Source organism: Mycoplasma wenyonii, assembly GCF_003265155.1.
GTDB classification, from domain to species: domain Bacteria; phylum Bacillota_I; class Bacilli_A; order Mycoplasmatales; family Mycoplasmoidaceae; genus Eperythrozoon_A; species Eperythrozoon_A wenyonii_C.
On sequence record NZ_QKVO01000004.1, the window covers coordinates 14,881 to 35,044 of the forward strand.

Sequence of the window (20,164 nt, forward strand, 5' to 3'; positions counted from 1 at the left end):
TGTGATAGGTCTAACTTAGAAGTTTAGATTATTGATTAAAGCCTTAGTTTATTGGTTATTTAAATTCAATTAATTCCTCTGTATCTTTTAAATAACTATTAAGTAGTTGTAGTATTTTCCAAAATGACTGAGAGAATGCAAGGATATATTTCTCAAGTTTCTGGACCTATTGTGGATATGGTCTTTCCTATTTCAGACCAACCATCTATATATGAGAAGATAGAACTTTGTGAAGAGACAGTTAAGGCAAAAGAGTTACAAGGGGCAGTATTTGAGGTAGCACAGTTATTGGGAGACGGAAGGGTTAGAACAATTGCCTTAACACAAACAATTGGATTATTCAGGGGAATGAAGGTTTTGAGAACAGGAGAACCATTGAAAGTTCCAGTAGGAGAAAACACTTTGGGAAGAATGTTTAATGTTATCGGAAATACCATTGATCATTTACCTGAACTACCAGAAACTGAATGTAGATCTATTCATGCTCGACCTCCAGCCCTAGAAGAACAAACTGAAAATCTAGAGTTACTGGAAACAGGAATAAAGGTTGTAGACTTACTAGTTCCTTTTGCTAAAGGGGGAAAGATTGGATTATTTGGAGGAGCCGGTGTTGGAAAAACTGTTATCGTGCAGGAATTAATTCACAATATTGTTACTAAGCATGGCGGCCTCTCTATCTTTGTGGGGGTGGGGGAAAGATCGAGAGAAGGAAATGACCTTTACTTTGAGATGTTGAATAGCGGAGTTTTAAAGAATACTGTTTTGCTCTTTGGACAGATGAATGAAGTACCTGGAGCTAGATTAAGAGTGGCTTTTAGTGGATTAACAATGGCTGAATACTTTAGAGATGACATGTTTAAAGATGTTTTGTTATTCATTGACAATGTCTTTAGATTTGCACAGGCAGGTTCAGAGGTTTCTGCTTTGTTGGGTAGAACTCCTTCAGCAGTTGGTTACCAACCTACTCTTGCTTATGAAATGGGAAAGTTACAAGAAAGGATTACTTCAACTAAGAAAGGATCAATTACCTCTGTGCAAGCTGTATATGTTCCCGCAGATGACTTAACAGACCCAGCCCCAGCAGCTATTTTCTCTCACCTAGATGCAAAGATTGTTCTAGACAGAAAGATAGCGGCATTAGGCTTGTATCCTGCAATCTCTCCCTTATTGTCTTCCTCAAACCTATTGGCACCTAAGGTAGTTGGAGAAGAGCACTTCAAAATAGCTAATGAGGTAGTCAGAATACTACAAAAATACGAAGAATTACAAGACATTATCTCTATTCTAGGGATAGATGAATTAAGCGATGAAGAAAAGAAATTAGTCTACAGAGCTAGAAAGATAAGAAACTTCTTCTCTCAACCTTTCTTTGTCGCAGAGAAATTCACTAATATTCCTGGTAAATATCTTTCTAGAGAAGAAACTCTTAGTTCCTTTAACGCCATACTGGAGGGAGAAGTAGATGATTTACCTGAAGAAGCCTTTTTCTATGTAGGAAATATAGAAGAAGTTAAGGAGAAAGCAGAAAAAATAAAACAGGAACAATCTAAGTAGAGTTTGCTTCGTAAGTCTCAATTCGAAGGGTTAGCACAGAAAGTAATCAAGAATTATTACCGAGAATTTGCAGGGAGCCTACAGAATAATTCTCATTCTCAAGCCCTTCTGTATGCACAAAAGATAGAAAGCTTAAGAGCTAACTTTCTTAACTATTTAGAAATCTCTTATACTCATTTAGCTTCAATTCAGCCTAACAGGTATTACTTAGAGAGAATCATTATTAATTTCTTGGATTCAAAAAGTAGAAAATGAGAACTATTTACTAATTGTTCAGATTTCAAATTCAAAACTTGTTGTACTTATTCTCTAGAAGAGTTCTTAAAAAAAGACAAAATAGTAGGTGCTACATTGGTTTGTTTAGGCGATCAAACTGATCCGTCTTTAATTAGTGAAGTTGGCAAAAAACTGAGTTACTTTCAAGAAAGAAATCAAGCAGTCTATAGTTACCTAATTAGTAAAGAGTTGAACACTCTAAAAAAACAATCTTTGCAGCCCTTTTCATTTGTTTGCTATGACCCTTCAGTAGAATTAAATGATTTTGGTTCCGTTTTGTTTGGGTTCCAAAAAAACCTACAACTTAATCCTGTGTTTCTAGGGAGTGGCGGAGCAAGCTTTGACCATCAAACAAGCGAGATTAAATTGAAAAAGATACCTTACTTGCTAGAAATAGGAACTCAAAATTTAATTTCTTGGTTAGTTCTTGCTGAATATTTCGACAAATTATCACAAAAATCAAATATTCCTTTAGACTCTATTATTAGGGATGTCAGCTAAAACAAGATTACTTTTAAAACTTAGCGGAGGAGCCTTAGCCTCAAATACAAACCCTTTTTGTGAAACAAAACTTCAGAGCTTAGCCAAACAACTAAAAGAGCTTTCACAACTTTACTCCTTAGGTATAGTTGTCGGGGGAGGAAATATTTGAAGGGGTAGAGAAGGAAGGTTAACTTTCCTAAAGTCCAATGAGAGAGACTATGTTGGTATGGTATCGACAATTATTAATTGTTTTGTGCTTCAAAAAGCTTTAGAGGCTGAAGGATTGGCTGTTAAGTTATTCTCTGCTTTAGAAGTTGAGAGAATAACTGACAAATACACTCTCTCAGAAATTGAGTTATCTTTGAGAGCTGGAGAGATAGTCTTATTTGCTGGAGGGGTAGGAGAACCTAGCTACAGTACTGATAGCGCAGCCATTATTAGAGCTATTGAGATTGGAGCAAAACAAGTATTAATTGGCAAAGAAGGAGTTAAGGGAATATATGACAAAGATCCAAATGTATTTAAGGATGCAGTCTTTCTTCCCAAAGTAAGCTATGATGAGATAATTTCTAAAGACTTAAAGGTACTAGATCAATCTTCTATTAACTTAGCGAGAGACAATAAGTTAAGACTGTTGCTTTTTAATCAAGAAGCTGATAATAGTTTCATTAAAGCTTTAAAGGGAGAGATAGAATATTCAGAGGTAGTTTAGGTAACTATGGATTCTTCTAATTGAGCAGAACACTTAAAGCAAGATTTTTCCAAAATTCGATTAAGAATGTTAGAAAAACTAGAGGAGTTCAGTATTCTAAGACTTAATCCAAAACACTTTTACAGTATAAAGGTTGAACAAGAATCAAGTCTTAGCCCCTTAGCTGAGTTAGCCTCCATTAATCTTGAGTCAGCTAGAATGCTTCACATCAAACCTTATGTAGTTAGTCAAAAGTCATTACATGAAATTGAAAAAGCTATTAAGAAGGCCAAGCCAAATGTCACTATAAATTCAAAGGACAATGAATTAATTTGTTCTATTCCTGAACCTACTGCCGAGATCAGAGAGGAAAAAATCAAAAGTAGTAAGCAAGTAGTAGAAGAAGCGAGAATAGCTCTTCGAACAAAAAGACAAGATCTACTTAAAAAATTCAAGAATTGATATCCTTCAGAAAATGAATTGCATTCAAATAAAAACTCATTAGAAAAAGAGATTTCTAGGTATCTTTCTGAGATTGAGTCAGAATGAACAAATAAAGAAAAAGAATTTAGACAACTAAAGTAAGGAAATGTAAGTTCTTAGGTGTTCTCTCTCTGATTTTCGAATCAGGAGAGAAAAGAAAGAACAAAACATTGTTTTTGACTATTTGCTTTTTTTATTGGTCTCTCCATTCTTTTAATCTGTTGGACTGCCCCTATACTAGCAGATGGAAAAGGCTCATTTCCTCTTTCTAAAGTTTTTTCTTTTCTCAAGTCTAAAGATGCCGGATCCAAAACTTTTAAGTATTTAGGGCTATCAGTTCTAGTTTTTATCAGCTTTATTTTTGTCTATAAAAGTATTCTGGAAATATTTTCCTTAGTAACTCCTCCCACTCAATGACGTAGAGCCAAAAGATACCTATTTCTCTTTACAGCTTTAGCTTTAGCCCCATTACTTTGTTGTACTTTGGTAGTTGCTAAGGATGATAAAGAATGAAAAATATCTAATGCAACTCAATATTTTTTCTTTCAGTTTTATTTCTTCATAGCTAACAGAATAGGTTGAAGATTTTTCATTAAGTTCTTATTGCCTGAAATTACTGGGGAGTCCTCTTTAGTAATTAAGAAAATAGGTGGAAAGTTAACAAGACAACATTATCTAGGCTGAACAGCTTTCTTTTTATTAGCTTTTTATCTACCAATATGGGCTTTACTGTTAGTGGTTGCTATTGCACTCTTCAATAACTCTTTTTCTTTCTTATTCGGGAGAAAGGTTGGCACAACTAGGTTGTCAGAATATAGCCCCACAAAGACCTTGGAGGGATCTATATTCGCTTCTTTTCTAGCTTGAATATGTTTTTCAGTATTAGCTATCTCATTTTTTAAGGCTAAGTGGTTTGGTCATGGAAATTTTGCTGGAAAAGAAATTCATTTTTTCATTTTTGCTGTTTTGCTCATAGGAGCCATTTCTTTTCTTACAAATTGAGGGGATTGTACCTTTAGTCTATGCAAAAGAGCTTTAGGTTACAAGAATTTTGGAAGGTTATTTGGAACCCAAGTTGGAGGTTTTTGAGATAGATTTGATAGTCTTGCCTTTCCATTATTTTTCACTTCTATAGTTTTCTGAATAGTGTTAGCAATAATCAAGAAAGAGGTAGGATCTCCATTTAGCAGTAAATAAATTAACTAAGTTTTCAGTTTATGTAATCCTTAATTAGTTCACTTAAAGCTAAGTAACTTCTACTTTTAAATCAACTAGTAAATTGAAGAAGACAGTTTTGATAGACAAGGCATTCTTCTTGTCTTTTATACTGTTGCTCTAATCACTTTACAGCCAGAACCATATTTTCTACATCTAGCTCACAATATTCTTTGAGTTGCTCTCGCAAGGAAAAAGTACTTTCTTTCGGAATCACTCAATTATTAGAAGTTAGGTGTTGGTTATCTAATTGATCTTCTGATAGATAAAAAAAGAAGTAAAGAAGTTGAGCTGTTCGCCCATCTTGAACTAACTCTATCTCAGAATATTGTTTCTTAGAAACTAATTTAGTTAGTTTTTTTAGACTGTGAGCCCCTTCTAAAGGTCCTATTAGATTAAGTACAAGATTCTTTGAGAATCTAAATCAATCACTTAGATCAATAGTTAATAGTCGAATTCATTCAGCGAGTCTAGAGAGTTTTTCTTCTTTCTCTTTGTATTTTTGAGATAACTTAGATAATCACTCACACTCAAAAGTTTTGTTGAAAGAGATATAGACAATTTTTTGTTTTGCTAACTCAAAATTTCAGTTCAGTTGAAGTATGGGGTATGCAAGCTTAGTGATAATTAGTTGTTCAAATTCTTCTAGTTTCTCTTTGTCTTCCAGTATTAAGTTTTCTTTTAAATAGAGATTTTTACCTTGAAAAATTTGTAGAGAAAGCTGAGTTAGGGTTTCAGAATAGGATTCGAAGTCATAGTAGACTTTTCACTCAATTTCTAGCAATTCTTTCTGTAATTTCTGACAACCTTGAATTGAAAATATAGAGTGATTACGACTATCTAGATTTATCTCAAAAAATTTGGAGTAACAAAAAATTAGAAAGGAATCTCAGAAGGTTTTTTCTTCTGGGATTGGCGGCAAGGAACTAATGTCTATTGCCTTAATTAGTTCAAAGATTTTTTGAAAACCAACCAAAGATGAAGAGAGAATTTCAAAGTTAGGATATAAAAGTTGTAAGGCTTGTCTGTAGGCAGAAGCGCTTGATTCAAACAGCTTAAGTTGTGAATAAGTTTGATGATTTGATACTAGGGAATTTAGTGAGAGTAAATTAGTTCAATTAATGTGTTTGTATCAATCAGAGAAAACCTCTAGATTTTCAGGAACTTCTTGAATTAGCTTACTTGCCAATTGTGTCAACATTTTCATTCGCTCAGGAAAGTGTTCTTTCAAAAGTGCGATAGCTTCGGAAATCTTTTCTGCATTTTTTTCAAATGATTCTGTGGTTTCAAAAGTTTTTTCTTCAAATTCAAAAGGAAGGTTTTTTGTCAAGCTTTGTACCTCTAGAAATCTTGAGATTTTTAGATAATCAGGAGAAGATTTTTTAGTTAATTTTTTTACTGAAGGAAGATAGTTAGAAAGATGTAACTCCCCACCGGCATCAAATCAAGCAATAAAAAACTCTTTAATTTCTATTTCTAGATATTTTTGGAAACTTAGAGAATAGAAGAGAAATTGAGGAAAGTAAGTTACATTAGGCTTGAAAGTATAGGAAAATACAAACAAGATGAAATTGTCATCAGAGACTAATAGGCCGCTAGGATTCAGAATAAAGTCAACTCCATCTCCAGAGAAATTCTTAAGCTGAATTTTTGGTTCATAGATAAAAAAAGTGTTTATTTGGCTCGTTCTTTTGTGTTCCAGAAAAGCCTCTCAGTCTTCTTTAGTTCCCTGAAATAGATAAACCAATTGAGATTTTTCTTTTCAATTCCACAAATTAAGAAGTTCTGTGAGGAAGTCTTTATTGTGCGTAGAGCTCTCTGCTTTGTTCATAATTTTTTGAATAAGTAATTTTTTGTTTTCATATTCACTAAGAGAGAGGTTTAGTGCTTGATGTGTTTTTTCTTGGCTTGGTATCTCAGAAATTAATTCAGAAAGCTCTTGTTCGGAGAGAAAGGAAAGCTCAAAGGGAACTTCTAAAGACCTTTTAAAAACTTTGTAATTAAGACTAAATAATTGTTCTAAAGCCTTCTTTATGGGATAACTAATTCTTTTTTTGAGATTTTTGAAGTTTTAAGAGAGTTAAGAGAGGAAGAAAGAATTTCATCAGATTTCTTTTAGTTTTTTGCTTTTTCTCTAACTGTTGTTGCTCAAGTTTACTTTGCCTTTCAGCAGCCTTCTTGTCCCTGAAGTATTTAAGTTGCATTGCATAAATTCAGTGAAGCTCTGCCTCATAACTTAGAGAAGCAGTAAATAATATCTTGTATTTGTCTTTAGTACCTTTTTTTGGATTCTTAAATAATTCAATTTCTATAGCTTCTCAAGGAGTTAGAGACCGTTGTTTACTAATAGTTCTGAAACAAACTAAATATCTATTTCTAGAGATTATTTTCTTTTTTTGCTTAGTAATTCTTGAGAGAGCCTCTCCAATTAATCTTTTTTTGATTACCTTTTGAAATCTTTCAGAACCAGAGACTCTTTTATAAATATCTAGATATTCTCTGTAAATAGAGTATTTTTGAGCTAATAGATTTAAGGTTTTGAGTTCTATTGTCCTCTGGTACTCTTCTTCTTTTGGAAAAGTCTTAGTTTCTTTTTGAGCAAAAGGAATTCATTTATTTCACTTTGCTTGTCTCTTAAGTTTCTTTGGACTTAGCTTAATTCCTTGAAGTCTGGCATTTTCTATCTTTAAACTTTGCCTGACCTCACAAATGTATTCTCTCAAAGTTGAGATAGTTTGAGCCCTTGGATAAAGAGAAAGATCAGCTAATTGATGCCCTTGTCTTCCCGAAAGCTTTAGGTATTCCTTAACTATGTATCAAATGTCATCTTTTCTATTAAGTTGTTTAGCTCGCCTCTCTCTTTTTCTCTTGGTGATGAAATAAAAGGCACCAATAACAAAGAAAACTGGGAGGATCGAGTATGCTGAACTAAGCAATAGAGTAAGTGAGGGAGGAGTATATCCTCCCTCTTATTTACTTAATTTAGTTCGGAGCTGTTTGTTTTTGTTGTGTAAGAATTCAGCAACTCATTTAATTTTCTAGTGCATTTGGATTTAAGTCTATTGGCTCTACCCTTAGTAATTAAACCTTTGCTTTGCTTGCTATCCACAGTCTTATATAGCTGTGAAAGGGCTTCTTTCTTTTTTTGAATTTTTTCTTCAGTTAAGTTATTGGCTTCAAGAATACTACTTAATTGTTTCTTAATTTGCTTCTTAGCTCTCCTTCTAAGTTCATATCTGATTCTCTCCTTCTTTAGCTCTTTCTCTCTAGATTTAGCCCTAGAGTTAACTTTCTTTTTTATTGCCACCCTATATAAAGATTAACTAAGCCACCAAGGAGTTAATTTTCTCCTTTTAGACCTTAGATTTAAAAAGTAAAGAAAGGCAATATATTCAGACTTAAATCCAAAGATCTCACTTGTTTTTTCTTTTCAAGTATTAGAAAGCTCAACTAACTCTAGAACTTTAGAACAGTCTTTTGATACCTCATACCTAATAATTTCAAACAGTCGAAGAGAAAGGTCAATTAGATTTAAGTACTTATCAAATCTTATTCCTAGTAGATTTAAGTCGTTGTCTTCTTTGTTCTTTTTAATAATGGAGAGAACATAGGATTCATTGAAAGAAATAATGGGTTTAGGAAGATAACTTTTAATTTCTTCTTCATCTTCTCCAGAGAAGTGAGAATTTTCTAGTAAATATAAAACAGAACAGTCTAGGAAATTAACTGCATCTTGTTTGGAGAATATCTGAATATATTTCCTTCAATGAAAGTTAAGTAATTTCTCTGATTTTTTTTTGTATAGAAATGGAGAGGTTGTAGATAAAAAGATGGCTATTGCAAGTATTTGTTCCTTGTATTTTTCAAAAATAGGACCTTGAGAGAGATAATATCCTCTCTTTTTAAAGCAAGACGAAAGAATTTTATAGATACTCCTTTCTGATCCTTTTTTACTGAATATTCGCTTTCTTTGCCTGACTTTATTTTTGGGAGTTGGTTCTTTATTAACTAAAAAGGATTTCAAGTTTTAGCGAGAAGGAGAGATTCCTATCTCTCAATAAAGGTGGCCAATAGTACCATTTCTGATTAATTGGAGGAATTTACGTTCAGCCAATTCTAGGGATAGATCTCCTTTCTTCTCTAACAATCTATACCTTTTAGCTAGGGAACTTAGGAAGGAGTGATAGGGAAGATTTGTGAGGCTTTCTTTAGAGTTTTCAGACAATAGCTTTTGCAATTTAACTGGGTAATTTCTTAAGAGATAGTTATAGGCTCATTCTCCGATGGTTTCATTTCCCCCTTCAGTAGCAGGTAAGAAATCTAAAAGCCTAAATAGAATCTTTAACTCTTTGTTTAAGTTAGAAGGGAATAGTCCAGGACTATCATAAACCAATAAGGCAGTTGCGGGAATCTTGTGTCTGGAAATATTTCTGGTGGTTCCAGCCTCCGGAGACTTTTTAACTTTTCTTCTACCTATTAATAGATTTATTAGGCTAGACTTGCCACTATTTGCGCCACCCATAATAATGAGTGAATTGGTAGCCTCTTTTGAGCTTAAAGTTAGAGCCTTTAACTTGGAATAAATTAATCTAAGAATAGCTTTTTTAGAGCTAGGTTTTCTTAAGTCAAATGAATTCTCTAATTTAGGAGAGGGAAGAAGATCTTGTTTGGAGAATATAACTAGTATCTCTTTATTGGGTCATTTTCTCTTTATTTCTTTTATGTATATCTCCCTTAGTTGTGGTACTCTTCCATCAACTACCAACAGAATTAAAGAGATATAGGGCATTAAATTAGAGATATGTCTAAAGGATTTATGGAGATAAAGGGGTAAGTACTTAGTAGTTTTGTTAGTTTGTTGCATTTTTTTGATTTAGCTTAAGTGAATAAGAACACACATATAGGAATATTTGAAACACATGTGCATTTCACTTCCAAGGAGTTTAGCCCTCATTTTGAGAGACTAGTTAGCCTTGAAAGTAACTTTCAATACTTGAATGTAGCAACCTCTTTAAGTGAGTCTAAGGAAGTAGTGGAGCAGTCAAGGGAATTTGCACAAATCTACTGTGCGATTGGAATACACCCTCTATATATTACGGAAGAAAAGCATTCTTTAGAAGAAGTGATAACCCAATTGGAGGAACTAATACTAAAGAACAAGTCTAAGGTATTGGCAATTGGAGAGATTGGACTCGATTTTTATAGAGTAACCAAAGAAGAAAGTTATGAAGAGCAAATTAAATGGTTGGAAACGCAATTAGAGCTGGCAAGAAAACATAATTTAAGTTCTGTTCTTCACATAAGAAATGCAATGTCTGAAGCAATTGAAGCCCTAAAGAAACAATCTAGTTTTTATGGAATAATTCACTCTTTTGATGGAACAAAAGAAGAGCTAAGAGAATTGCTTAGTCTTTCGAAAGATTGCTTTATCTCTTTCTCTCCTTTGATTTTTAGAAATATTGAAAAATTTAGAGAGTTAATTTCTGAAACTCCTTTAGATAGGTTATTAGTAGAAAGTGACTCTCCTTATTTGGCACTTAGTTCCACAATATGCAGATCTATTCTTAGAGTTATCTCCGAAGTTAAGAAAATTGAGCTATCAGAACTTAAGAAAATAGTAATGGAAAATAGCAAGAAAGCACTTAGAATTCCCTAGCCTAATTCAAAATAGGGACTTAAAATTTTAAATATATGGCTAAGTTAAAAACTCTTAAGCAAAGCTTGAAAAAGCAAGTCAAGAAAGAGGAAAAGGAGGCAAAGGAGGCAAAGGAGGTAAAACCAACTAATCCTCCTAGACATGAAAGACTTAAAGTAAATAGATTAGCTTCTCCCGATCAACCCATTAGAGTTAGAATACTTGGGCCTACAGAGATTTTTGTGAGCGAGGATGTTAAATCTCTTCAGGTAAATCTGCCTGATGGAAAGATGTCTATTAATAGAAGATATGCCTCTGTAATTGAAAGACTAAAAGAGGGAGAGATTAAGTTAAATCTTGCCTATCCAAGTTCTTCCGGTAGTGGCCAAGAGAAGAGATATCAAATCTCCTCAGGTTGATTAATTACCTCACACAATTTGTGTGAAATATTAGTTAAAAGTTGTAAAGAAAGTTAAATTGGCCAAAGAGTTAGCAAAAAAGTTCTTCCTAGATAATTTCCCTCAGTTCAGGGCTCAAATTAGAACCTTTAAGAAGATACTGGTAGGGTTTTCTAATCAGATATTCCAGATAACTCTATTAGATGGGAGATCTTATAAGGTCAGAATAGCTGATAATAATCACCTAATCTCTAGAAAAAATGAACAAGAAGTTTTGAAATTAGTTCCAGACCCAAATTTAATAGTCTATGATAGTGCTACTGGAAATGCTATTTATAAATGGATAGTGGGAGATCAATTAAGTGCTAGATTACTAGACAGAAATTTATTGGAAAGAATAGTTGAGTTAGCTACTGAATACCACTCTATACCCGTATCAGAACTAAAGAATATTACTGAACATGATCACTTCGATACTATTTCCAAAGTAGATCAAGATAGACAAGAATATTCTGAGTATTTTCCTGTCTATAAAGAATTAGTTGAGAAGTATCAAGATTTGCCAAAAATCTTAACTCACAATGATATAAGTCTTAAGAATCTAATCTACTCTAATTACTATGGGATAGAGAATTTAACTCTAATAGACTATGAGTGAGCTAGACTAAATACTATCTATTGAGAGTATGGTAATTTCGCTAGAGAGTGCCAATTAACTAAAGACAAGATAATGCTTTTGGCTCAAATGTTGAATCTGAATAAAGAAATATTGCTTGACTTTGTATTTATTGCTACTTTTTATTCTTGACAGCTAAGTTTCAGTTGAGATAGATCAGAGAGACTAGAAAAATATAGAGGTAAGTTGATCTCTCAACTAGAGAAATACATGTCCTGAAGAAGTTAGGAGAGAACAACAAGCTAATAAATAGGGAAATAGTTACTTCTTTTTAAGACTAGATTTTTAGTGAAGTCTCTTCCTAGAGTATTAATTGTTGGAGCAACAAATGTAGGGAAATCTCAATTATTTAACAGACTAATTGGGGACAGACACTCAATTGTCTTAGATAGAGAAAGTCTTACTAGAGATTTAGTGATGAGAGAGATGACTTTGAAATCAGGAAAGCAAATCTTACTAATAGATAGTGGGGGCTACTCAGATAGGTTAGAGGATTCTATCTTTCAATCAGAAATCAATAGGTTATTGATAGAGCAAGTCAAGTTAGCTAATTTAGTGATTTTTATGTACTCTCAGACTGATGGAATTAGGTTAATAGAGCAAAAAATATCTAAGCTATTGCATAAGTGTGCTACTTGTCCAGTCTTGCTAGTGGCTAACAAAATTGACTCTAAAAAACATCAAAAAGAATATAGCTCTTTTGAAGCGCAAAAGTTAGGTTTTCAATCTCCCTTACTAATTTCTGCAGAGCACAACATAAACATGTCTGTTCTCAAAGAAAAGATAGAAGAGGTTTGTTTTTCAAAAAAACAGGAAGAGGTTCTTGAGATTGCCAAAGAAGAACACAATTTACTTAAGTTAGCCATTATTGGAAAGGTAAATGTGGGAAAGTCTTCATTAGTGAATGCGCTCCTAAACTCTAACTCCATCATTGTCTCTTCTGCAGAGGGAACAACTGTAGATTTAGTGGAATACAAGTTGAATTACAAGGGATCAGAATATCTACTAATTGATAGTCCTGGTTGAAAGAAACTCAAAAAAGTGGGACTAAGAAATGAAGAGTTGGACCATCTTTCTTTTATTAGGGCCCAGAAGGCAATTAAGTTTGCTGATATCTTGATCTTTGTAATAGATTTAGATTCCACACTAAATTACCTAGATGACAAAGTAGCCAAAGAAGTCTTTGACTCTAATCTGCCTGTGATAATTGTTGTTAATAAGTGAGATCTCTTGGATTATGCTACAGGCCCACAAAGAGTTAAATATGAAGAGCTAATTAGAAAGAAGTTTTATTTCTTAAGTTGAGCTCCTATAGTATTTTTAAGTTCTAAATACTCTAAGAAATTAGAGAAATTATTTGAAGCTTTAGCACTAATTAAACAAGAAAGCAGTAGGTCTTTTTCAGAATTTGAGCTAAATAGCTTTCTTTCTAGAGCCAATTTATTCTTATTGAACTCTACTAAGTCAGTAACTCTAAATGAGATTAAGCAGGTAAAGTCTGCAATTCCAACCTTTGTAATACATTGTTCTAATCCAGATAGGATAGATACACAGCAACTGAGATTGATAGAATCTCAATTTAGAACCTCATTGAAATGTATCTATTCTCCCATAAAGTTGTACTACAAGAAAAGTTAGCTAAAACTACTTTTTGTGTAAAATAAATTTCGAAAATGAATAAGTCAGAATTACTTTCAGCAATTGCAAGTGCAACTAAGCTAACTAGAGAACAAGTTAATAGCGTATTAAACAAGTATGGAGAAATTGTTGCTGACCAATTAATTAAAGAAAAAGAGTTTACTGTTCTTGATTTGGGAAAAATGGTTGTTTCTCCAAGAGCAGAAAGAAAAGCTTTTAATCCTACCACCAGAGAACCTATTGTTATTCCTGCAACTGTTGTTCCAAGATTTAAATTCTCTAGAAAGATAAAACAAAGAGTCGCTGAGGAAGGAAAATAGATGAAGAAGAAGGATTTACTGGAGGCGATAGCAAATAAAGTAGGTTGTACCCATAAAACAGCTCAAAGCGTTTTAAGAGAATTTCAATATTTTTCTATACAAGAGTTAAAGAAAGAAGGAAGTGTTTCTCTTTTGGGAGTTGGCACCTTAAAGATTTCAAAGAGAAGTGCTAGAACTGGTATTAATCCGGCAACCAAAATGAAGATTCAAATTCCAGCTAAGGAGGTTCCTAGATTAGTTCCCTCAAAGAAACTTAAGGATATTGTTTCAGGAAAAGTGACTGATATCTACGCAACCTTCGAATACTAGTTTTTACTAGTTAAGTTGTCAGAGGAAAAGGGGGGCCATTCTCCCCTTTTTCTTGATGAAAAATCCATTAGAGAGATTCTTCAAAAAGCCTCAAGCGCTCTTTTCTTTGCCTCCCCTGAAGAAATAGTTGAGGAAGCTGTTCAGTTAATTCAATCTATGGGGGAAGACTTAAATAGGCTTAGTCAGTTGTCTCTAGAGAATTTTGAACCTTTTACTTCTCATGATTCTTTATCTTTAAATGAAATAGATGATTTCTACAAGAAATTAATTGATAAGACTAGCAAAGAGAGCTATGTTTCTCCTCATACAATAAATTAGTCTTACAGAGAGTTAGGCTTTAAATATAAAGCATAGGTTTTAAGCCATTATTACTAAACAACAACTCCAACAAACTTTAGGAATATTAAGAAAAGGTAATGGCGCAAAGCTATTATCTTCTATTCCCAAAGAAGCCATTATTGAGACTGATCCTAATTGAGAGAAAGGGGCGATAGAAATTCTTAAAAATATAAGGAAGAAAAGAGTAAGAGCTTTACTTTTTCCTTCTCGTAAGAAACCAGTTAAAAGTCTTGTTTATTCCCTAAAAAACTCTATCTACATTAAAGATAAGCTGTCCTCGGGGGGCTCAAATGCCTTATTAACTCATTTCCCCCCTTTTTCTTCAACTATCTATAAAAAGTTGTTTGATGCTGGAGCTGTTCACATTTGCTCTTCAGCATTAGATGAGTTTGGGATGGGAGGTGCGGGAGTTTTCTGCAACACTGGATTATTAAGTAATCCGCATGATGAGAATAGAGTTTGTGGTGGATCAAGTTCTGGCGGAGCTTATTTAGTTAGTAAAGGTTTAGTTGATTTCGCAATTGGGACTGATACTGGGGGATCAATTCGAACACCAGCATCTTATACCTCTTTATATGGCTTTAAGCCTTCTTTTGGTTTGGTGTCTAGAGAAGGAATATTACCTCTTTGTACACTGTTAGATACTCCTTCTATTATCTCTACTTCTGTGGAGATTATTGCTAGAGTATTGAGTGTTATTTCTGGGTCAGATCCTTTAGATCTAACTACTTTAAAGAGTCAGCAAAAAGCCTTTCATAAATTTCCTAAACCAAAGAAGCTATTGTCAACTTATAAATCTGAAGATAAACCCAAAAAACTAAGCTTTGTGGTACTTGATGAGTTACAAAGATATCCAGAGGACAGAACTTTATCTCAACAAGAGACCAAGATCAAAGAAAGTTACAGTAACTTAATTAATAGATTGAATCAAGATTCCAGTTGTGAATTATTCTCTGAAACTTTAGGAAAAATTCCTTTAGACTTAGCAGAGTTAACTTACAAGATTATTGCTTACAGCGAGGCAATAACTCACTATTTTTCTTTAAATGGTTTAGTTGTTCCTTGATCAAATCTTCAAGTAAGTGACGTGTCTTTTAACAGCAAATTTCCAGTTGATAAGAAATATCAAGAGAAAGCCCGAGAAATTAGAGAAAAAATGGGAAGAGAAGTTCAATTAAGACATTTAATAGGATATTTCTTTTTGTATCAATCAAATTATCAGAATATATATCTAAAAGCTAGAAGATTAATGAGTGCATACAGTCAAAATATGAAGAGAATTCTCTCAGAAGGAAAGATATTGATTTCTCCAACAACTCCTACAATAGCTCCATTACTTGAAAACTTTTCTAATAGCTATCAAGTAGATAACTGTAGCTCTGTGTTGCTCTTGTCCAATTTCAGCGGTACTCCTGCAATTTCTATTCCCTGACTAGAGTATGAAGCTAAATACTATGAAAAAACCTCTACAGTTTATGTTGGACTTCACTTAACTGCTAAAAGAGGAGAAGATCACTATCTTCTTTCAGCAATTAAGTATCTAGAAACTAAGAAATTACTTTAAAAAATTGACAGAAGAAATTAATAACAACAACTTTCAATTAAAGATTGGGCTAGAGATTCACTTAGCCTTAAAGACCAAATATAAAGCCTTTTCAGCTACTAAGACAGGAGCCAATTCCTATACCTCATTGGGACTTATTGGAACTTTACCACAAATAAATACTTTCGCAATTAGATCTGCATATAAGATGGCTTGAGCGACTCACTCCGATATTCCGAAGAAACTAACTTTTGAGAGAAAATCCTATTTCTACTTTGATTTGCCCAGAGGGTATCAAATTACTCAACATCTAAATCCCATCGGCAAGAATGGACATATTTTTCTTCCTAATCTAAAGAAAAAAGTAGTTATTAGGTCAGTCTCTCTAGAAGAAGATACTGCAGCCCATTCAATGCCAGAAAACTTAGGTGGTAACTATCAACTTACTTGCCAAAGGTTAGGGGTACCTTTGATAGAAATAGTGACGGAACCAGAGTTAACGAGTGCTGAAGAAGCCATTGAATGTGTTAAGTTAATTAGATTTCTGTCTTTCATACTGAAACTTTCTAAGGCAGAATTGGAAAGCGGACAACTAAGAGTGGACTTAAATGTTTCTTTGGTTGATGAAAATGGAGAAGCAAAAACTGGCAGGGCAGAAATTAAGAACTTAGCTTCTTATAAGGCAATTGAGCAGTCTACAGTCTTTATCAAAAAACACTTTCTTGAAAAAATGACTCAAAAGGATGTAGACATATTTGCCAATGAAACTTTTAACTGAACAGAAAAGACATCTAGCTTAACACTTTTGAGAGATAAGATGACTGAGGCAGATTATTTATTCATTCCAGAGAGTTGTATTCCAGAAATTACCTTACCTCTGGATATAAGAGAGAAATTAATTTCCGAGACAGATCAAGACCGTTTAAACAAAATCTTTAAAGAAATACAGAATAGTAAGTTAGCAGATAGAGAGCGACAAGAGATTATTGCAAGCTATGACTTTTTCTGAGAATGTTGCAGAATACAAGAGATACTTAAGAATTGAGCTAATGCTTACTTTGTACTTAAGATCTTTCACTCTGTAGGAGGCAAAAAAGAAACCTTTAATAACCTAATAGCGTTCTTGCATGGATTAGTAGCCAATCTATTTAAAGAAATAGACATAAAGGCTTTCAAATTCAATAACTGAAAGGTAAGAGAGTGCTGTAAGAGACTTAATAGATTTCTAACATCTGTTGATCCAGTAGTAGAGTACTATATTTCTCTTCCAACCATTGAAAAGGATGAGATTGTGCAATTATGTGAAGAAACCATTGATTCAAAAAGAGAAGAGTTAATGAAGTTGACAGAAAGAGAAGAGAAAATCTCTTCTTTCCTGTTGGGAGTCATTAGAGAAAAGTTCCAAGAAAAAGTAGAGATGTCTGAAGCCAAATTAATAGTTGATATGAAGCTAAAAAATTTCATTAACAGAATAATTAATGGCCCTCCTGAGCCAGAACCAGAGCCCGAAGAGCCAGAACCTACCACTAAATTAGGTCAATGAAGAAAGAAAAGACGAGAAAAGAAAAAAGAAGAGGAAGAGATAGCCGAGGGAGAAAAGGAAAAAGAAGTGTTGGAGGAAGAAGCGGAACAAGATGCTCAAGTGCAAGAAATGACTGAAGATGAGGGAATAAAAGAAGTTCTTGAGGAGTTTGGTCAAGAGCCACAAGAAATATTTGAAGAAGAAGAGATTGAATCTTTTTAACTAATTAGCGGTTGTTAAATTCAATTAGATTTATTTAAATTAATGAGTGTCTTATTTATAGTTGAGAGTTGTTATAGATTTCAAATTAAAAATGCTTTTTAATCTTTACTCTTAGAAATAGTAACTTAGGAATATGCCTAAGGTTATTAAGGCTTTAGGTATTGGAGAGGGAGTTGTAGTTAGTAAGGCATACATACTCAAGAAAGCAGAACTTAAATATGAAAAAGAATCTAATTCTTCTCCTGAGCAAGAGTTTTACATCTACCAAAGTGTAGAAGAAAAAGCTATTAAACAAATTGATCAATTAATTAAGCTAGCTTCACAGAATATATCAGAAGAAAAAGCAGATATATTTAGAGCCCACAAAGAAATACTTAAAGATGAAGAAATTAGGAATGAAATAAAGGAAAGAATATTTAGTGAAAATTGTTCATTAGCTTGGTCAATTGCCTCTGTCTATGATAGATATTCTCAAACTTTTAGAGAAATGCCAGACAGTTATTTTCAAGAAAGAGCATCTGACTTACAAGACTTAAAAGAAAGACTATTAACAATAGCTCTTAATGCAGAAAGTGATGAATTAAGTTCCATTGACAGCGAATGCATAATAGTTGCAAAAGATTTAACTCCTAGCGAGACTTCATTATTAAACAGGAGATACATCAAAGCTTTTGTTACTGAATTAGGAGGAGTTACTAGCCATTCTGCAATTATGGCCAAAACTATGGGATTTCCAGCTATAGTATCTGCAAAGGACGCAACCTCATTAATTAAAAACGGAGAGCTAATAGCCATTGATACTAGTGCTGGTTCGGTTCATTTTGATCTAGAGGGAGATGAGAGACTCTTGAAAGAACTTCAATTGAGAGAGCAGAAGTTTGAAGAAACTAAGTTAATCTGAGAAAGTTACAAAACCAAGAAGTGCAAAACCTTGGATGGTAAGAGCATTCCTATTCTAGGGAATATTGGACAGCCTTCAGATATGCCAAAGGTTAGAGAGTTTGGAGGAGAAGGTGTTGGTCTCTTTAGAACAGAGTTTCTATATATGAAAAGCAGGGATTGACCTTCAGAAGATCTTCAATATGAAGCCTATAAGAAAACACTAATGGATCTTCACGACAATGAAAGTCTTACCATTAGAACTTTAGATATAGGGGGGGATAAACATCTAGACTATTATCAATTCCCAGAAGAAATGAATCCCTTCTTAGGGTATAGAGCTATCAGAATGAGCTTGAAAGAAAGAGAACAATTCATAGTTCAATTAAGAGCTATATTAAGAGCTAGCAAAGATGGAAATATCAAGATCATGTTTCCAATGATCACTACCTTTGAAGAGTTCATTGAAGCTAAAAGAACAGTAATGGAAGTAAAACACCAATTAGAGCTAGAAGGACATAAATTTGAATACAATATCCCTGTTGGTCTAATGATTGAGGTTCCTGGAGCGGCTTTAATTACTAAACAATTAGCAAGAGTTGCTGACTTTTTTTCTATTGGCTCAAATGACTTAATTCAATACACCAATGCAGTAGATAGAATGTCTGAGAATGTAAATAATCTTTATCAACCAAACTCTCCCGGAGTTTTAAGACTTATCCAAATGGTTGTTAAGAATGCTAATGAAGCAAATATTGAAGTGAGTGTTTGTGGTGAAATGGCCAGTTCCCCCCAATCAGCAGTTTTATTAATCGGAATGGGAGTCAATAAGCTGTCTATGTCCGCCCCATCTATTCCAGTAATCAAGAGAGTTCTTAATAATATAAGCTTTTCTGAGGCTAAGAGGTTAGTTGAAAGAGCATTAGAACAAAATTCTGAACAAGAAGTATTGGCAATGGTAAATAAGTATCTAGAAGAAAGTAATATACTTCTTTAGCTTTCTGCTTTAGTTAGGAAGTGCCTTCCCAGAGGGGGCTTAAGCTCCTTCTATCTGTTCTTGGATTTCCTGCCGGTGCCGGAACCATTGCATATACACTTTCTGGACGCTACACGTCTCTCATGAACTTTGATGGTACATTCTTTCTAGTTAAAGCCACTCAAGAACTTTATGATGATGGAATTCCTAAAGTACCAAAGGATGTGCAAGATGCTATGGATTGAGTATTGGGTAGAAAAGACACTGAATATAAAAGCTCTGGAAATGGGCAGGCAAGAAGAAGAAAGAAAAGAGAAACAGAGCAACAATCCCAAACTCCTCAAGTAACTTCTTCTGATTCAACAACTCAAGAAGAAAAGCCTGAAATCTTCGCCGATGATTCTAAAAAGAAGAAATATTGATGTAGATATTTTGACTACTCAGGAGGGAGAGATAATGTCATTATGCAATATGACCCCTTCTGTACTCTCTACAATGTTTTTGATCTCAAAAGTCTAAATTCATCTTTACAACAAGCAAGTACTGATACAACCAGCCAAATCCAAAACAAACAAATAACAGTTAAACTTGAAGATTTTCAAGCTAAGACAGAAGATTTAGAAAAAAAGAGATTAAAAAGCAATGCTGAATTTAAGAAAGGAGGTTTCTATGTTTTGAAACTTGATAAGAACAAAATACCTCAAGCCAATAGCACTTTCACTATAGAAATAACAAAGCCTGGAAAAGATAAATGAAGGGCAGAAAAGACTTATCAACCAAAAATTTCAGCTGTCAAAATTCAAGCACAATTAACTGGAGACCCATTTGATAGTGTTAAATTAATTTTTTCCAATCCTCTACCCTCTTCTAGACTGTTAGTTAAAAAAGTCAATGAGACTGTAACTGTTGTAGATTCTTCTGAACTATCTACTTCTCCCCCTTCAGAAGATGAAGACGCCTCATATTACTTTAAAAGTAGTAAAAATGGTGACGAAAAGCTATATG

General features: G+C 33.6%; 20 protein-coding genes and 1 pseudogene. 16 read left to right on the forward strand and 5 right to left on the reverse strand.

What is annotated here, in order from left to right:
- The first annotated feature begins 123 nt into the window (after nucleotides 1–123).
- From atpD to DNK47_RS01615, 5 genes are read left to right on the forward strand one after another with little or no spacing between them, the layout of a single operon-like run.
- Nucleotides 124–1,554, forward strand: coding sequence for a F0F1 ATP synthase subunit beta (gene atpD, locus DNK47_RS01595; protein ID WP_112665331.1), 1,431 nt, complete (start codon nucleotides 124–126; stop codon nucleotides 1,552–1,554).
- Nucleotides 1,555–1,557: 3 nt separating this feature from the next.
- Nucleotides 1,558–2,331 (forward strand): hypothetical protein, encoded by a 774-nt coding sequence (locus DNK47_RS01600; RefSeq protein ID WP_112665333.1) that lies wholly within the window; start codon nucleotides 1,558–1,560, stop codon nucleotides 2,329–2,331.
- Nucleotides 2,321–3,025, forward strand: a complete 705-nt coding sequence (locus DNK47_RS01605) for an amino acid kinase family protein (protein WP_112665335.1) — start codon at nucleotides 2,321–2,323, stop codon at nucleotides 3,023–3,025. Before DNK47_RS01600 ends, DNK47_RS01605 begins: the two co-directional genes overlap by 11 nt.
- Nucleotides 3,026–3,031: 6 nt before the next feature.
- Nucleotides 3,032–3,589: a ribosome-recycling factor gene (locus DNK47_RS01610; protein ID WP_112665337.1), complete on the forward strand. Its 558-nt coding sequence runs from the start codon at nucleotides 3,032–3,034 to the stop codon at nucleotides 3,587–3,589.
- Nucleotides 3,590–3,607: 18 nt separating this feature from the next.
- Nucleotides 3,608–4,684 carry a phosphatidate cytidylyltransferase gene (locus DNK47_RS01615; RefSeq protein WP_112665339.1) on the forward strand — a complete coding sequence of 359 codons (1,077 nt, stop codon included), beginning with the start codon at nucleotides 3,608–3,610 and terminating at the stop codon, nucleotides 4,682–4,684.
- Nucleotide 4,685: 1 nt separating this feature from the next.
- Here the strand turns inward: DNK47_RS01615 and DNK47_RS01620 are convergent, their stop codons facing one another.
- The 5 genes from DNK47_RS01620 to DNK47_RS01640 all read right to left on the reverse strand — a co-directional run bounded on the left by DNK47_RS01620 (nucleotide 4,686) and on the right by DNK47_RS01640 (nucleotide 9,566).
- On the reverse strand, nucleotides 4,686–6,533 hold the full coding sequence (locus DNK47_RS01620) for a DUF2779 domain-containing protein (protein WP_112665341.1): 1,848 nt from the start codon (nucleotides 6,531–6,533) through the stop codon (nucleotides 4,686–4,688).
- 211 nt (nucleotides 6,534–6,744) lie between these two features.
- Entirely contained in the window at nucleotides 6,745–7,638 is an 894-nt protein-coding gene (locus tag DNK47_RS01625) for a DUF5385 family protein (RefSeq protein WP_112665343.1), read from the reverse strand.
- A 41-nt stretch (nucleotides 7,639–7,679) separates the two neighbouring features.
- On the reverse strand, nucleotides 7,680–8,009 hold the full coding sequence (gene rpsT, locus DNK47_RS01630) for a 30S ribosomal protein S20 (protein ID WP_112665345.1): 330 nt from the start codon (nucleotides 8,007–8,009) through the stop codon (nucleotides 7,680–7,682).
- A 12-nt stretch (nucleotides 8,010–8,021) separates the two neighbouring features.
- Nucleotides 8,022–8,726, reverse strand: a complete 705-nt coding sequence (locus DNK47_RS01635) for a hypothetical protein (RefSeq protein WP_112665347.1) — start codon at nucleotides 8,724–8,726, stop codon at nucleotides 8,022–8,024.
- 3 nt (nucleotides 8,727–8,729) lie between these two features.
- Nucleotides 8,730–9,566 carry a GTPase gene (locus tag DNK47_RS01640; RefSeq protein WP_112665349.1) on the reverse strand — a complete coding sequence of 279 codons (837 nt, stop codon included), beginning with the start codon at nucleotides 9,564–9,566 and terminating at the stop codon, nucleotides 8,730–8,732.
- Nucleotides 9,567–9,584: 18 nt separating this feature from the next.
- On the opposite strand from DNK47_RS01640, the gene DNK47_RS01645 reads away from it, so the two are divergent.
- The 11 genes and pseudogenes from DNK47_RS01645 to DNK47_RS01695 form a co-directional block, all read left to right on the forward strand.
- On the forward strand, nucleotides 9,585–10,358 hold the full coding sequence (locus DNK47_RS01645) for a TatD family hydrolase (protein ID WP_258393902.1): 774 nt from the start codon (nucleotides 9,585–9,587) through the stop codon (nucleotides 10,356–10,358).
- Nucleotides 10,359–10,393: 35 nt separating this feature from the next.
- Nucleotides 10,394–10,813 (forward strand): hypothetical protein, encoded by a 420-nt coding sequence (locus tag DNK47_RS01650; RefSeq protein WP_112665351.1) that lies wholly within the window; start codon nucleotides 10,394–10,396, stop codon nucleotides 10,811–10,813.
- Between the two features lies 1 nt (nucleotide 10,814).
- The gene (locus DNK47_RS01655; protein ID WP_112665353.1) at nucleotides 10,815–11,639 is read left to right on the forward strand and encodes a phosphotransferase; all 825 of its coding nucleotides are present in this window, start codon (nucleotides 10,815–10,817) and stop codon (nucleotides 11,637–11,639) included.
- 60 nt (nucleotides 11,640–11,699) lie between these two features.
- Entirely contained in the window at nucleotides 11,700–13,049 is a 1,350-nt protein-coding gene (gene der, locus DNK47_RS01660; protein ID WP_112665355.1) for a ribosome biogenesis GTPase Der, read from the forward strand.
- Nucleotides 13,050–13,084: 35 nt separating this feature from the next.
- Complete coding sequence (locus tag DNK47_RS01665) at nucleotides 13,085–13,369, forward strand: HU family DNA-binding protein (RefSeq protein ID WP_110555222.1); 285 nt, start codon at nucleotides 13,085–13,087, stop codon at nucleotides 13,367–13,369.
- Nucleotides 13,370–13,678: an HU family DNA-binding protein gene (locus DNK47_RS01670; protein ID WP_037331049.1), complete on the forward strand. Its 309-nt coding sequence runs from the start codon at nucleotides 13,370–13,372 to the stop codon at nucleotides 13,676–13,678.
- A 15-nt stretch (nucleotides 13,679–13,693) separates the two neighbouring features.
- Nucleotides 13,694–13,996 carry a hypothetical protein gene (locus tag DNK47_RS01675; protein WP_112665357.1) on the forward strand — a complete coding sequence of 101 codons (303 nt, stop codon included), beginning with the start codon at nucleotides 13,694–13,696 and terminating at the stop codon, nucleotides 13,994–13,996.
- Between the two features lie 139 nt (nucleotides 13,997–14,135).
- Complete coding sequence (locus tag DNK47_RS01680) at nucleotides 14,136–15,581, forward strand: amidase family protein (protein WP_376764431.1); 1,446 nt, start codon at nucleotides 14,136–14,138, stop codon at nucleotides 15,579–15,581.
- Nucleotides 15,582–15,585: 4 nt separating this feature from the next.
- Nucleotides 15,586–17,304 carry a glutamyl-tRNA amidotransferase gene (locus DNK47_RS01685; RefSeq protein ID WP_258393903.1) on the forward strand — a complete coding sequence of 573 codons (1,719 nt, stop codon included), beginning with the start codon at nucleotides 15,586–15,588 and terminating at the stop codon, nucleotides 17,302–17,304.
- 133 nt (nucleotides 17,305–17,437) lie between these two features.
- Entirely contained in the window at nucleotides 17,438–19,180 is a 1,743-nt protein-coding gene (gene ptsP, locus DNK47_RS01690; RefSeq protein ID WP_112665361.1) for a phosphoenolpyruvate--protein phosphotransferase, read from the forward strand.
- A gap of 20 nt (nucleotides 19,181–19,200) precedes the next feature.
- Nucleotides 19,201–20,164: pseudogene (locus tag DNK47_RS01695) on the forward strand (hypothetical protein); the annotation flags it as partial.